This is a genomic window from Mesorhizobium sp. WSM4850, assembly GCF_055811735.1.
In genome coordinates this window covers 258,108-272,914 of the sequence record NZ_JBVVPV010000001.1, presented here as the reverse complement: position 1 = coordinate 272,914, position 14,807 = coordinate 258,108, and the positions used below count along the sequence as shown (strand labels likewise).

Annotated in this window: 11 protein-coding genes; 9 read left to right on the top strand and 2 right to left on the bottom strand. The window is 63.5% G+C overall.

Going from position 1 to position 14,807, the window contains the following annotated elements; all coding sequences use genetic code 11:
• Positions 1–55: 55 nt before the first annotated feature.
• From AC0L2Z_RS01230 to AC0L2Z_RS01220, 3 genes are all read left to right on the top strand, one after another.
• Positions 56–1,042 (top strand): ABC transporter permease, encoded by a 987-nt coding sequence (locus tag AC0L2Z_RS01230; RefSeq protein ID WP_473626351.1) that lies wholly within the window; start codon positions 56–58, stop codon positions 1,040–1,042.
• A 3-nt stretch (positions 1,043–1,045) separates the two neighbouring features.
• Positions 1,046–1,840: an ATP-binding cassette domain-containing protein gene (locus tag AC0L2Z_RS01225; RefSeq protein WP_473626350.1), complete on the top strand. Its 795-nt coding sequence runs from the start codon at positions 1,046–1,048 to the stop codon at positions 1,838–1,840.
• A gap of 69 nt (positions 1,841–1,909) precedes the next feature.
• Positions 1,910–2,932, top strand: a complete 1,023-nt coding sequence (locus AC0L2Z_RS01220; RefSeq protein ID WP_473626349.1) for a LacI family DNA-binding transcriptional regulator — start codon at positions 1,910–1,912, stop codon at positions 2,930–2,932.
• 506 nt (positions 2,933–3,438) lie between these two features.
• Here AC0L2Z_RS01220 and AC0L2Z_RS01215 read toward each other — a convergent pair.
• Positions 3,439–4,020 carry a TetR/AcrR family transcriptional regulator gene (locus AC0L2Z_RS01215; protein WP_023799451.1) on the bottom strand — a complete coding sequence of 194 codons (582 nt, stop codon included), beginning with the start codon at positions 4,018–4,020 and terminating at the stop codon, positions 3,439–3,441.
• A 263-nt stretch (positions 4,021–4,283) separates the two neighbouring features.
• On the opposite strand from AC0L2Z_RS01215, the gene AC0L2Z_RS01210 reads away from it, so the two are divergent.
• From AC0L2Z_RS01210 to AC0L2Z_RS01185, 6 genes are all read left to right on the top strand, one after another.
• A complete protein-coding gene (locus tag AC0L2Z_RS01210; RefSeq protein WP_023799452.1) occupies positions 4,284–4,541 on the top strand; it encodes a hypothetical protein in 258 nt (85 codons plus the stop codon).
• Positions 4,535–7,711 (top strand): efflux RND transporter permease subunit, encoded by a 3,177-nt coding sequence (locus AC0L2Z_RS01205; RefSeq protein WP_473626348.1) that lies wholly within the window; start codon positions 4,535–4,537, stop codon positions 7,709–7,711. Before AC0L2Z_RS01210 ends, AC0L2Z_RS01205 begins: the two co-directional genes overlap by 7 nt.
• A gap of 15 nt (positions 7,712–7,726) precedes the next feature.
• Entirely contained in the window at positions 7,727–8,896 is a 1,170-nt protein-coding gene (locus tag AC0L2Z_RS01200) for an efflux RND transporter periplasmic adaptor subunit (RefSeq protein ID WP_031255018.1), read from the top strand.
• A 260-nt stretch (positions 8,897–9,156) separates the two neighbouring features.
• Complete coding sequence (locus AC0L2Z_RS01195; RefSeq protein ID WP_287236914.1) at positions 9,157–10,263, top strand: mandelate racemase/muconate lactonizing enzyme family protein; 1,107 nt, start codon at positions 9,157–9,159, stop codon at positions 10,261–10,263.
• Positions 10,264–10,624: 361 nt separating this feature from the next.
• Positions 10,625–11,947, top strand: a complete 1,323-nt coding sequence (locus AC0L2Z_RS01190) for an NAD(P)H-dependent oxidoreductase (RefSeq protein WP_287175611.1) — start codon at positions 10,625–10,627, stop codon at positions 11,945–11,947.
• A 19-nt stretch (positions 11,948–11,966) separates the two neighbouring features.
• Positions 11,967–13,508: a xylulokinase gene (locus AC0L2Z_RS01185; protein ID WP_473626347.1), complete on the top strand. Its 1,542-nt coding sequence runs from the start codon at positions 11,967–11,969 to the stop codon at positions 13,506–13,508.
• Here AC0L2Z_RS01185 and AC0L2Z_RS01180 read toward each other — a convergent pair.
• The gene (locus AC0L2Z_RS01180; protein ID WP_473626345.1) at positions 13,505–14,467 is read right to left on the bottom strand and encodes a sugar-binding transcriptional regulator; all 963 of its coding nucleotides are present in this window, start codon (positions 14,465–14,467) and stop codon (positions 13,505–13,507) included. The two genes, AC0L2Z_RS01185 and AC0L2Z_RS01180, sit on opposite strands and share 4 nt — an antisense overlap.
• Positions 14,468–14,807 lie beyond the last annotated feature (340 nt).

Below are 14,807 nucleotides of genomic sequence, written 5' to 3'. Positions count from 1 at the left end.
AACCGCCTCATGCGGCGCCGGACTTGGCCAGTTCCAACCATGTCGCGGGTCCAACGTGGAAAACAGTTCCATCATCCAACGCTCGATTGCCAGGCCGGAATTCGGGCCCTTCGTGCTGCTCGTCGTCGAGCTTGTCGTGTTCTGGGGGTTCAACCACGACTTCCTGTCACCGCAGAACATCAGCAACATACTGGCCTTCACGGTCGAGCTCGGCCTGATCGCGCTGGCGATGACGCTGTTGATGACTTCAGGCGAATTCGACCTCTCCGTCGGATCGCTGTTCGGTTTCTCGCCCGTCTTGATGTGGACGCTCTTCAACAGCGGCCTCACCTCGCTGGAGGCCGGCTTTGTGTTGGCCTTGCTGGTTGCCGCCTTCATCGGGCTGGTCAATGGCTGGTTCGTGACGCAACTCAAGATTCCATCCTTCCTGGTGACGCTCGGCATGCTGCTGGTGGTGCGCGGCACCGCTCTGTTCGTCACCAGCGGATTTCCGCAACGGACCTGGAGCGCCAAAGGCAGCTGGCTCGCCGAGGCGCTGGTCGGTGATTTCTTCATCGGGCCGTTTCGTATCTACATGTCGCTGTTCTGGTTCATCGCAGCCGCGATCGCACTTGGCTACGTGCTGACGCAGAGCCGCACCGGCAACTGGATCCAGGCGGCCGGCGGCAACCCCAATGCGGCAAGGGCGCGCGGCGTCAATGTCAGCGGCGTCAAGATCGGCCTGTTCATCCTGTCGTCGATCATGGCTTCGCTTGCCGGCGTCATCAGCTCGCTGCGCACTTCGGCGGCCAACCCGAACAGCGGCACCGGCTACGAGCTGGAAGTCATCGCCATGGTGGTGATCGGCGGCACGGCGCTGACCGGCGGACGTGGCACCATCATTGGTACTGTGCTCGGCATCCTGATCCTGCGCGTGATGCGCAACGGCATCGTGCTGATCGGCGTGCCTGGGCTTGCCTACAACATCTTCATCGGCGCGATCATCCTCGGCATGATGGCGCTCCACTCATGGCTGGAACGCCGGCATCAGGCGGGGACTTGAACCATGGCTGAACCGCTTGTCCGCATGGAAAACATCCGCAAGTCCTACGGGCGCGTGCAAGCGCTGGTGGACGCCAATTTCCATGTCAACGAAAAGGAGATCGTCGGTCTGCTCGGCGACAATGGCGCCGGCAAGTCGACGCTGATCAAGGTCTTGTCGGGTGCGGTCCCGCTGACCAGCGGCGACATCTTCATCCGCGGCAAGAAGGTGGACTTCCGCAGCACCAGCGACGCCATCGCCCATGGCATCGAGACGATCTACCAAGACTCCGCGCTTGTCACGCAATTGTCGATCGCGCGCAACCTGTTCCTCGGGCGCGAGCCGATCAAGCCGCCGCGTTTCCTCAACCGTATGGACCAGGAGGCGATGAATGTGGTTGCCCGCGATCTGCTCAAGCAGGTCGGCATCTCGAAGGACATCCCGCCGACCACACCAATCGGCTCACTTTCAGGCGGCGAGCGGCAGGCCGTGGCGATCGCGCGCGCCATGCATTTCGACAGCGACCTCATCATCCTCGACGAGCCGACCAACAATCTCGGCGTCGCCGAGACGCAAGGTGTGCTGAGCTTCGTGCGCAGCGCCCGCGATTCGGGCCATTCCTGCATCTTCATCGCCCACAACATCCACCACGTCTTCCAGGTGGTCGACCGCATCGTCGTCATGCGCCGCGGCAAGGTGGTTGCCGACGATATCGATCCGAAGAACACCAACGTCGCGGAAGTCGAACGGATCATCACCGGCATGTCCGACAAGGAGATCCGTGACGCCATCGTGCAGGGGAAGCAACCACAAGGCTGAGTGGCCAGTTGGAAGCCGGGTTGGCCGTATCTCTGGTACAGGATCACATCGGCTCCTATGACTGCGACTATGAAAGCCACCGTTGCGGACATCGCCAGAAGCTGCGGGCTGTCGACCGCGACGGTCGACCGGGTGCTGAACAACCGGCCGGGCGCCAGCGCCGCCAACCGGCAGCGGGTGATGGAGGCGGCCAAGCAGCTTGGCTATTTGCCGGTCGTGGATCAGGTCACGCTGCCCTCGCGGCCGGCACATCTCGAGTTTTTCCTGCCGATCGGCTCGAACGCCTTCATGATGGATCTGGCAAATCATATCGAGGACTATGCCGCACGCTTGCCACTTGTCGCCTCCTGTCGGATCCACAAGCTCGCCGGCATCTCGCCGAACGCGTTGCAGGCGGCGGTCGAAAACCTCTCGCTTAGGGCGAACGGCGTCGGCGTCATTGCGATCGATCACCCGAGAACGCGCAACATCCTGCGCGAGATCGTCGAAGCCGGCATCCGCCTGGTCACGCTGGTGTCGGACGTTCCGGGCGCGCCGCGATCGGCCTATGTCGGCATCGACAACCGTGTCGCCGGGCGCACCGCAGCCCTTTTGATGGGACGTTTCCTGGGCGGCCGCACGGGCCATCTGGCAATGATCGTCGGCTCACGCTCCTATCGCGGGCATGAAGAACGCGAAATGGGCTTTCGCTCGGTGCTCAGCGAGGAGTTCCGCAATTTGACCGTAACCAGCGCCGTCGAGATCAACGACGAGCCTGATATCAGCTACACGGCGACGATGAAGGCGCTGCACAACGAGCCGAAACTGCTCGGCATCTATTGCGTCGGCGCCGGACGCTCTGGCGTGGCGAAAGCGCTGCTGGAAGCCAAGCCGCAAAGGAAGCCGGTGTTCATCTGTCACGACCTGACGAGGGCGACACGCGGCTATCTCGTCGACGATCTGCTCGATGTCGTCATCGACCAGAATGCACGACTGATCGCCGAGCAATCGGTCATTCGCCTGCTCGGCTCGATCGCTTCCTCGGCGCCTTATCTGACGCGGAAATTCATCGAACCGCGCCTTATCTTCAAGGAGAATGTTCCGGTCCAGTGATGCCACGCAAGCGCCACGGTTGGTCGCGGCGATGGCTAATATTCGGTTGATAGCGCGAATCTGCACATCTGCTATGCATCTTTTGCTATTGCCGAATCATTGGGCAACCGCTAATTTCGCAGGTGTCGGCCATCTACTCCTCCCAGATGCGATGCCGACGCTGAGTGCGGCGCACCTCCTCCCGCGTCGTATTCGAAATCGAGCCCGCTGCCACCTCCTCCCGGCAGCGGGCTTTTTTTGTTCTTGGGTGTCGGGCAAGGCGGCGGCAATCGCCAACGGCTGGTTCGGGCAGCGCCGCAGCCCCATCGGAATCCCGCCACACTTGTCACTCTCACCAATTCGCCATCGGACCTAGCCTGCTCACAACCAGCAGCGACCGCCGCGCGCAAGAGCGCGGCGACAGACCGGCAACGGAGACGTGAGATGACAGCACATGCCAAGGCAAAAGAGTACTCGCGGCGCGGCTTGCAATGAACACGCCAGCGATCGTTTCGCCGCTTGCGAGACTATCTGGCCCTGAACGAGGTGATCAGGCCTTCCGCCATGCGGACAAACTGCGCGCTGGGGCCTTCGGCTCCGACGCTTTGCAGGCTGACACGGGCGCCTTCAAGCAGCAGCGACAATGTATCGGCGAGAAGCTCTGCCTGGCCGATGCCGGCATCCCGACACAGGCCGACGAGACGGTCGCGCTGAGCCTGCTTGAGTTCCTTGATGACCCGACGGGCCGGATGGTCGGTCTCGCTCAACTCGATGGCGGCGTTGGCCATGTCGCAACCGCGGCCGTCCATCATCAGGCAATCGGCTGCCATCCGAACCCAGGCATGCAGTTGCGCAAGCTTGTCGCCCGGATGCTCCGCCTCGAACTTTTGCCACATCGCGTTGGCGCTGCATGCGGTCGCCCGCAGGCACTCGATGACCAGATCGTCCTTGGACTCGAAATGACGGTAGAGCGTCATCTTGTTGGTACCGGCGGCCTCAGTGATCGCGTCGACGCCGACGCCCTTGATGCCATGCTTGTGGAACATATCCCGTGCCGTCTCCAAGATGCGATCCCGGGGGCGGATGCGTTCCGCCGTGCCGTCTTCCATCAAAACCTCCTTGGTTTCCGGGATTTCCGAAAAATCCCTCGGTACACCTCTTGACTAGGGTGTTACCGGTCTGTAACTTCTAGATGTTACTTACTGGTAACACCCCCATTGCCTCGTGTCAATCTCGCAGGCGCCTGTGAACAGCCTCCGCCAAATCGGCCCAGGCATGAAACTGCGCCCCAGGCGACTTTGGCCGCGAAAAGGAAGACCACCCGATCTGCGGCGGCGTACGCCACAGATCGCCAAAGCCAGGAGCCGCTACGATGTCGCAGCGCAAAGATTTGACGATCGACGAAGTTGTGAAGGATCCGATGATCCGGATGCTGATGCAGGCCGACCGTGTCGACCCGCGCTCTTTCGAGACGATGCTGCGTAGCCTTGCGGATGCGCAAGGCCGCAGCCGCAAGGCGCCGCCTCGTTTCCTGGAAGATTCCGGGCAAAGCCGCAGCCGGCGGCTGTCAAGGGTGGCCAAGGCCTTTGGCCAGGCAAGAGCATCGGGCGAGGCGTGCGTGTCATGGTAAATTTCTTCATCCACCGTCCGATCTTCGCATCGTCGATCGCCATCATCATGGTGCTCGCCGGGACGATCTGCTATTTCCTGCTGCCTGTCTCGCAGTTTCCCGATATCACGCCGCCTCAGGTGGTGGTCAGCGCCAACTATCCTGGCGCCAGTGCGCAAGTCGTGGCCGACACCGTCACGACGCCGCTCGAACAGCAGATCAACGGCGTTCAAGGCATGACCTACATGTCGTCGTCGAGCTCCAATGACGGCTCGTCGACGATCACCGTTACCTTCGAGGTCGGCTATCCCCTGAGCACCGCCGCCGTCGATGTCCAGAACCGCGTCTCACAGGCGGCGTCCTCGCTGCCGGCCATTGTCAACCAGGGCGGCGTGACGATCAAGAAGCAGAACCCGAACTTCGTCCTGATCGTCAATCTCACCTCGCCCGACGGCTCCGTCGATCCGGTCGCGCTCAGCAACCTCGCCTACCTGCAAGTGGTCGACCCGCTGAAGCGCCTGCCCGGCGTCGGCGACGTGCAGATCTTCGGCGAGCGGCGCTATTCGATGCGCGTATGGCTCGATCCCGACAAGCTCGCCAATCTCGGCATCACCGCCGTCGATGTCCAAAACGCCATTGCCGAGCAGAATGTCCAGGTTGCGGCCGGCAAGATCGGGCAGTCGCCGGCGCCGGCCGGCACCGCTTTCGAAATGCAGGTCAATGCCGTCGGCCGACTGAGCGATCCCAAGGAATTCGGCGATATCATCGTGCGCGCCGATGCCGCAAACGGTTCGCTGGTGCGGTTGCGCGACGTCGCGCGCATCGAACTCGGCGCCCTGCAATATTCGTCTTCGGCCTTCTTCGGCGAGGACCCGACCGTGGTGCTCGCGGTCTACCAGATGCCGGGCTCGAACGCCCTCGATCTGCAGCAGCGCGTCAAGGACAAGATGCAGGAACTGTCGGCCCGTTTCCCCAAGGGCGTCAGCTACGCCATGCATTACGATACGACACGTTTCGTTTCGGCGTCGATGCACGACGTGCTGGTCACGCTCGGCGAGGCGCTGGTCCTGGTTGTCGCGGTGGTGTTCATCTTCCTGCAGAGCTGGCGCACCACGATCATCCCGACGATCGCGATTCCCGTGTCGCTGGTGGCCACGCTCGTCGTCATGTACATGTTCGGCTTCTCGCTGAACATGCTCAGCCTGCTCGGCATGGTGCTGGCGATCGGCCTCGTCGTCGACGACGCGATCGTCGTCGTCGAGAATGTCGAACGGCAGTTGGAGGCCGGCCTCAAACCGCTGGCTGCGACGCGCGCGGCGATGGCCGAGGTCACCGGCCCGATCATCGCCACGACCGCCGTGCTGATGGCCGTGTTCGTGCCGGTCGCCTTCATACCTGGCGTTTCCGGCCGGCTCTACAACCAGTTTGCCCTGACGGTGGCGATCTCCTTCGGCATCTCCGCCTTCGTCTCGCTGACGCTCACCCCGGCGCTAAGCGCCGCTTTCCTGCGCCACCGCCCGGCAACGCAATTCGTGCTGTTCCGCTGGTTCAACACGGGCTTCGATCGGCTGTCGCATGCCTATGCCAATGGTGTGCGCTTCCTCATCCGCCTGCGCTGGATCATGCTCGGCATATTCGCGGCTGGGCTTGTCGCGACCTATTTCGTCTGGCAGCGCCTGCCCTCGACCTTCCTTCCGGTCGAGGACCAGGGCTATTTCTTCGTGGTCATCCAATTGCCGGATGGGGCGTCGCTGGAACGCACCGACGCGGTGGCGCGGAAGGCACGCGAGATCCTGCAGAACACGCCTGGTGTCGATATCGTCGGCTCGATCAGCGGCTTGAACTTCCTCACCAGTGCCGCCCAGTCGAACTCGGCGGTGGAATTCGCCATCCTGAAGCCATGGGACGAACGCGGCCCTGACCAGAGCGCCTCGAAGCTCGTCGCCGACGTGCGCTCGAAGCTCATGGAACTTCCGGAAGCCTTCGCGCTAAGCTTCGATCCGCCTTCGATCCCGGGCATCGGCACGACCGGCGGCTTTGAATTCCAGGTGGAGGACCTGACCGGTCGCGGCAGCGCTGCGCTCAACGATGCGACGCAAGCCGTGCTGGCCGAAGCGCGCAAACAGCCCGAGCTCAACCCGCAGCAATTGTTCTCGTCGTTCTCGACCTCGACGCCGCAGTTCAACTACGACCTCGATCGCAACAAGGCGAAGCTGCTCGGCCTCAGCCTGCCCGACGTGTTCAACACACTGCAGATCTATCTCGGCTCGCTCTATGTGAACGACTTCAACCTGTTCGGCCGCACCTTCCGGGTGACGATCCAGGCCGACAAGGATGCGCGTGCGGGTGCCGCCGACATTTCGCGGCTCTATGTCCGCAATGCCTCCGGCGGCATGGTGCCGTTGAGCACGCTCGGCAAGCTGGTGCCTATCGTCGGCCCGGAAACCGTCCCGCATTACAACAACAATGCGTCGGCCCTGATCAATGGCGGTGCCGCACCCGGCTTCTCCTCGGGCCAGGCGGTCGCTGCGATGGAACGTGCCGCCGCCACGGCGCTGCCGAAGGATTTCGGCTACGAATGGACGGGCATCACCTATCAGGAGCTCAAGGCCGGATCGATCGCCTCGATCGTCTTCGGTCTCGCCATGGTCTTCGTCTTCCTGATCCTTGCCGCCCAATATGAGAGCTGGGCCATGCCCTTCATGGTCCTGCTCGCGGTGCCGCTTGCCCTGTTCGGCGCCTTTGTCGCCTTGCTTATGCGCGGCATGCAGATCGACGTCTATTCGCAGATCGGTTTCGTCATGCTGATCGGGCTGGCGGCGAAGAACGCCATTCTGATCGTGGAGTTTGCGCGGCGCCGGCGCGAGGAAGGTCTCAGCATCGTCGACGCCGCAATGGAAGCGGCGCGCCTGCGGCTGCGGCCCATCCTGATGACCGCCTTCGCGTTCATCCTCGGTGTGCTGCCGCTGATGTTCTCGACAGGTGCCGGTGCAGCCAGCCGCCAGTCGATCGGCACCACCGTCTTTGGCGGCATGGTCGCAGCGACGATCCTGTCGCTGGTGTTCGTGCCGGTCTTCTACGCGGTGATCGAGCAGCTGCGCGAGCGCGGCAGCAAGAGCGAGCCTGTCGCCGAACCGACTGAACCAACTGCCGAACCCGCTTTCGCGCGATTGGCCGAAGCGGCCGAATAGAATTGGAGAATGATCATGCGTAAATGGAAAATTGCGTTGGGAGCGGCTGTTGCCGTGGGGGCGGTCTCGATGGCCAGCGTCCACTTGCTCGACATGGGTAATTTCGGCCTCAACGCCGGCACGGCAGGGGCGGCAACGCCTGAGCCCGCGGCGCCCGAGCCCGCGGCTTTTGTCATGCCGGTGCCAGTGGTGAGCGTCGTCAAGAAGACGATCCCGATCTATCTCGACTATGCCGCTCGCACCGAGCCGATCCGCAGCATCACGCTGCAGGCGCGCGTGCCGGGGTATCTGCAGGAGCAGGTCGCGCCCGACGGCAGCGATGTCAAGAAGGGCGACCTTCTCTACAAGATCGCTCCAGAAGATTTCCAGGCTGCCCTTGAACAGGCGAAGGCTCAGGTCCAGCGCGACGAGGCAACGCTCGACTATGCACGATCCAACCTTGGTCGCGGCACCGAACTGGCCAAGAGCGGATACATCGCCAAGGATGCGTTCGACCAGCGCACCAGCAGCTTGCGCGAGGCCCAAGCATCGCTCGCCGTCAACCAGGCGGCTGTGCGGACCGCCGAGCTCAATCTGAGCTATTCGGAAATCAAGGCGCCGTTCGCCGGGCGCGTCGGCCGCAACCAGGCCTCGGTCGGAACGCTGGTCAGCGTCGCCGGCACAGTGCTCAACACGCTGGTGCAGCTCGACCCGATCTATGTCACCTTCAATCCGAGCGAAACGGATCTGGCGCAGATCGAGGAAGCCCGCGCGACGGGACCCATCGATGTCGACGTCCTGCTTCCCGGCGATACGGAACCGCGCCAGAGAGGTCAGCTCACCTTCATCGACAACACGGTCGATCGCTCGACCGGCACCATCACCGCACGCGCGACGATCGGCAATGCCAAGTTCACGCTGCTGCCGGGCCAATATGTTCGCGTCAGGCTGCATATCAAGCAGCAGCCAGATGCACTGATGGTGCCGCAGACGGCATTGGGATCGAGCCAGCTCGGCAAGTATCTCTACGTCGTCGGCAAGGACAATACTGTCGACCAGCGCATTGTTTCGCTGGGGCCGACCAACGGCGACCTGGTGGCGATCTCGAGCGGCGTAGCGGAAGGCGACCAGGTGATAACAGGCAATCTGCAGAAGATCGGCCCGGGAATGCCTGTCTCGCCGCTGCCACAGAAACCTGCCACCTGATACCCCCCATCAGGCCCGGTCCAGCGGCGCCCCCGGCTAGGCCGAGGGCGCCGTTTTGCTGAGCAGTTCGACAAGGCCGGCGACATCGGCACAGCTTCGAAGAATTGCTTGCCTATGCGCGCTGCCTCGAACAGTGTGTTTCCAGAGGCGTCAAGGCCGATCGCGCCGGCCTGACGCGCAACCGGCCTGACGGCAGTTGAGCCCAGCGGACGATGCAGGTTGGCGGCTTCGTCAGGGCGTCACAGCGACGGACAGAAAAATTGCGGATCAAAACCATCAAGGCCTACCATGTCGTGCAGCCCTTTGTGGACGGGCCCTACCGCATGTCCAAGGGGCGTGTCGCCGCCGCGTTCGACGCGGTGATCGTCGCAATCACCTCCGACAGCGGGCTGACCGGCTGGGGCGAGATGGCGCCGCTCGGCAATTTCTACTCGCCGGCATTCTCGGCCGGCACTCGCGCCGGCGTCATCGAAATTGCGCCGCATCTGCTCGGCCACGATCCTCGCGCCTTGGCCAGTATCGGCAGGCTGATGGACACGGTGTTCAAGGGCCATCCCTACATCAAATCGGCGCTCGACATGGCCTGCTCGGATCTCGCTGCACGCGCCGCCGACATACCGCTGGTGACGCTGCTCGGCGGGCGCGAGAGCGAGACGGCGGAACTCTACAAGGTCGTCACCCATGGCACCGTCGACGCGATGGCCGCACTGGCCAAGCGCATCGTCAGGGACGGGTTTCACCGGCTGCAGGTCAAGGTCGGCGGCAACGTCCATGACGACATCGAGCGCGTCACCGCGGTCGCCGCTTCGGTGCCGAAGGGCACCGTCATCTTCTGCGACGCCAATGCGGGCTGGACGCCCTATCAGGCGCGCCAGTTCGCTGACGCGACGCGCGCAATCGACTACACGTTCGAGCAGCCCTGCACCACGATCGACGAATGCATGTCGGTGCGCCGCTCGCTCGACAAGCCGATGGTGCTCGACGAATCCGTCACCTCGCTGGACGACATGCTCGACATCCACCGCAAGGGGGCGGCTGACGGGCTGACGCTGAAAATCTCGCGGCTCGGCGGCGTGACCAAGACGCGCCAGATCCGCGACCTTGCCGTCGACCTGGGCTTCATGATCACCGTCGAGGACACCGGCGGCGCCGAGATCGACACATCTGCCATGGCGCATCTGTCGCTGTCGACGCCGGAGGAGCGCCGGCTGCACGCCATCGCCTTCCACGAATGGGTGACGGTGCGCACTGCATCGAACAAGCCGCCGGTTTCGGGCAGCCGCATGGGCATTCCGGACGGGCCGGGCCTCGGCATCGACGTTGTTCCCGACCTGCTTGGCGCGCCCTTCTTCGAGGTCGGCAGCTGACTGATACGCTGGCATGCGCCGACTGAGCATGCCGGCCAGCGCCCTCTGTTGCGCGGCTTCGTCGCTGGCGATAGGCGCAGCGGCAGCTGAGCAGCCATGAAATCAGTTTTTTCGTCGCACTCGCTTGCTTGCGAGAAGGGATGTCACGGTCGTCGCCGCCTGCATCCCAAGAGATCACCGCTTTCTGCGCCCCTCGCTGACCGCGCTGCCAAGCCGCAAGCCAAGGCTTGCACAAATTAAATCACAGAATGTTTGCGGGGACGGCTGCCGAATTGCCGGTTGAAATATTTTTTATTTGGAAATAGGAATGTTCAAAATGAAACTTCGACGCTGCGGCGCGTCAGGAACTGGAGGAAGCGACATGGCCCATCCGCAATTTGCAGCGGAACTTTTGCAGCGCGCTGAACAGCAGGGACCGATCACCATCGGGCTTGCCGGCGCCGGGCAGATGGGCACCGACATCGTCGTCCAGGTCGCGCTGATGCCGGGCATGCGGATCGGCGCCATTTCCGAGGTCAGGCCGCAGGCGGCGATCGATGCGGCGCTGCTCGCCGGCCACGACCGCTCGGATATCGTGCAGGCCGGCAATGCGGCGGCGATCGACCGCGCCATCGAGGCCGGCAAGATCGCGGTGACCGAAGATTTGCATGCGCTGGCGTCCGCCGGCCGCATCGACGTCATCATCGACGCGACAGGCAATCCCAACATCGGCACGCTGTTCGCGCTTGAAGTGATGAAGAACGGCAAGCATATCGTCATGCTCAACGTCGAGGCCGACATCACCATCGGCCGCTTCCTCAAGGAGGAGGCGCGCAAGGCCGGCGTCGTCTATACCGGTGCGGCCGGGGACGAGCCGGCCTGCACGCTGGAGATCATCGGCTTTGCCAGGAGCCTCGGCTTCAACATCATCGCCGCCGGCAAGGGCAAGAACAATCCGCTGAAGATCGACGCCATGCCGGCCGACTACGAGAAGGAGGCGGCCGAGCGCAACATGAATGCGCGCATGCTGGTCGAGTTCGTCGACGGCTCGAAGACGGCGATCGAGATGGTGGCGATCGCCAACGCCACCGGCCTGGTGCCCGACGTGCCGGGCATGCACGGCCCGACCGCGACGCTGGAGGAACTCGCCGGCGTGCTTTGCCCGCGCGAGGATGGCGGCGTGCTGCACCGCAAGGGCGTGGTCGACTATTCGATCGGCAAGGGCGTGGCGCCCGGCGTGTTCTGTATCATCGAGACCAGGCATCCGCGCGTGCTGGAGCGCATGATCGACCTCAAGGTCGGCAAGGGCCCGTATTTCACGATCTTCCGCCCCTATCATTTGACCAGCCTGGAAGTGCCGCTGTCGGCGGCGCGCGCCGTGGTCTACAAGCGCGCCGACATGGAGCCGCTCGACCATCCGGTCGCCGAGGCGGTGGCGGTTGCCAAGAGCGAGCTTGCCCCTGGCCAGTCGCTCGGCATGATCGGCGAGAACGACTATCGCGGCTTCGCCATGACCTGGGAGGACGCGCGCGCCCGAGGCGCCCTGCCGCTCGGCCTCGCCGAACGCGCCAAGGTGGTCAAGCCGGTCAAGACAGGCGATTTCCTCACCTATGAAAATTGTGTACCCGACGATTCGATGGTGATAACCCAGATCCGCCGTCGTCTCGACCAGTCGGACGGACGGTTCGTTACTAACGCTGCCTGATCCGCTGGATTCACGCCTGATGGACGATGTCGTAATCGGGATCGACGCCTCGACCACGGCCGTGAAAGCGATTGCCTTCACGCGCGACGGCAAGGAGCTGTTCCAGGCGCGCGAAGCCTATCCGCTTTCAAATCCCAGGCCTGGCCATTTCGAGCAGGATGCCGAACATTGGTGGACCGCGCTGCTCGGCGCCTTGACGCAAGTCACCGAGGCGGTTGGCGCTGCCCGGGTGGCGGCGATCGCCATCGCCCACCAGCGCGAGACATTTACGCTGATCGATCATGCCGGCAAGCCGCTTATTCCGGCGATCCTGTGGCTGGACGAGCGGGCGCGCCCGCAAGTCATCAGGCTTTCGGCGGAGCTCGGCCGCGAGACGATCCGCGACTGGAGCGGCAAACCGCCGGACCCGACGCCCGCGCTCTATGCGATCGCCTGGCTTGCCGAGCACCAGCCGCAAACGCTTGATGACGCAGCCGCACTCGTCGACGTGCATGGCTTCTTCGTCCACCGGCTGACCGGACGTCTGGTCACCAGCACGGCAAGTGCGGATCCGCTCGGGCTGCTCGACGTCAAGAATGGCACTTGGCACCCTCAGCTCGTCGAGGCCGCGGGGCTGCGCCCGGACCAGTTGCCGCGACTGGTCGCGCCCGGCGCGATCTGCGGCGGGCTTGGCGAAAGCGTGGCCCGGCTGATCGGGTTGAAGGCCGGCACGCCTGTTGTCGCCGGCGCCGGCGACGGCCAGGCGATGGGTCTTGGCATGGGCGTCTATGGGGACGGCAAAAACTATCTTTCGCTCGGCTCGGGCATCGTCAGCGGCTGTTACTCCCATGGGATCACGACTTCGGACGCGTTTCGAACGCTGGTCTCGCCGACCGGCTCGGGCTTCATGCTGGAGACCGTGCTGCGCTCGGGCATGCAACTGGTCGACTGGATCGTTCGCACCACCGGCTCGCCGTCGGCTGCAGCCCTGGAGAAAGCAGCGGTCGACGTTGCCGCCGGCAGCGAGGGCCTGCTTGTCATGCCGTATTGGGCCGGTGTGATGAGCCCCTATTGGGACGGCGCGGCGCGCGGCGCCATTGTCGGCCTGTCGCTCGACCATGAGCCGAAGCACCTTTTTCGAGCGGTTCTGGAAGGCATCGCCTTCGAGCAGGCGATCGCCAGCGAGGCAATGGAAACTCAAGCGGCGGAAACCCAAGCGGCGCAAACGCAGGCGGCGGAAACTCTGGCCGGCGGCAAACCGGCGGCGATGATCGCCGCCGGCGGCGGCACCAACTGCGCCCTGCTGATGCGGATCATGGCAAGCGTGCTCGAGCGGCCGCTCTCCGTCTCGCCAGTCAACGAAGCCGCAGCGCTCGGCGCCGCCATGCTGGCGGCTTCCGCTATCGGATGGTTTGCCTCGCCTGAAACGGCGGCTGAGGCGATGGCCGCGCCGCCGACCAGGCATGTCGACCCCGTCGGCGGGCTGGTCTCCGGTTACCGCGCGCGCAAGGCAATCTACCGCGACCTCTATCAGGCGACGCGCGAGACCCATGTGCGGCTCGGTGAAGTCGGGCAGGTTTAGCGGTTGAGCAGGCCCTTGGCGGCGTCCTCGTCGGTGATCAGAACCGATATCCTGGTGTTGGCAAGCGCCGCCCGCATGATGGCGATTTTTTCCTGCCCTCCCGAGACCAGGATGATGGCCGGGATGTCCGACAGGTCCTGCAGCGGATAGGCGCAGACCCGGCGGTTGACCTCATGGTCGACGAGCCGGCCGTCGGCGTCGATGAAATGGCATAAAATATCGCCAACTGCGCCGGCCGCCTGAAGCTCTTCGAGTTCGCTGGGCTTGATGAAGCCGTAATTGGCGATCGGGCTGTCATTGGAAAACGATCCGACGCTGAGCACGGCGATGTTTGCCCGGCGTGCACGGAAGACGACGTCCTGAACGCTGCGCTGGCTCATGAAGGCTTCGCGCTGCTCCGGCCTGTCGGCATAGACCGGCACCGGCAGCAGAAAGCACTCGGCGCCGATCTTTTCGGCGAATTCCCAGGCGCTTTCGGTCGGGTTGAGCGGCTGGGCATGGGTGAGGCCGCCCAGCATGGAAACCACCGTCGTCCTGGCGATCGGCCGCCGCGGCAATTCATTGATGGCGAACTTCAGCGTGCGCCCCCAGCCCAGCGCGATGACATCGCCGGCATTCACATTGTCGGCCAGATAGGCGCCCGCGGCATAGCCGATCATCAGCGGCGCGTTGCTTCGGTCGGCGGCCGACGGCACCACAACGGCCTGGCTGAGCCCAAAACGCTGTTTTAGAGCCTCTTCCAGCACCAGGCATTCGACGACGCTGTCACGGATGCGGAACTGGACGATGCCCTCCTCACGCGCGGCGGACAGGATGCGATGCACCTTGATGCGGCCGATGCCGAGGATCTCCGAAATCCTCTCCTGCGTCAGACCCTCGACATAATAGTGCCACGCGGCACGCGCCTTCAGCTCGGCATCCGGGAAGCGCGAGGCCTTGTCATTGTCTGTCATCGCCATCTTTTTGCCCTCCCGCGGTCGTCCGAATCCTTAAATGCCATTCAAATGGCGTTATCCGACCAAGCGACGCGAAATTTTCTGCGTGCCCGGGATTCGAGATTCAGGACATCGACAGGATACCTCTACAACGTGAGTGAAAGCCAAAATGGTCAACATTTACTTCGTCTTGGCCGTCCTGCCCTGCTCAAGCAGCCGACATGAATCCGCAGGATGAGACCGGACCTGAAAACGCGGCATTTCATGCCCTTTCGTACGGCAAACCGGCTGGCGGCGCAAACCGGCGTGGAATGATGCGGCGGGCCTTGACAATTTTCCGACGAACAGTTTAGCTGAACAAAAT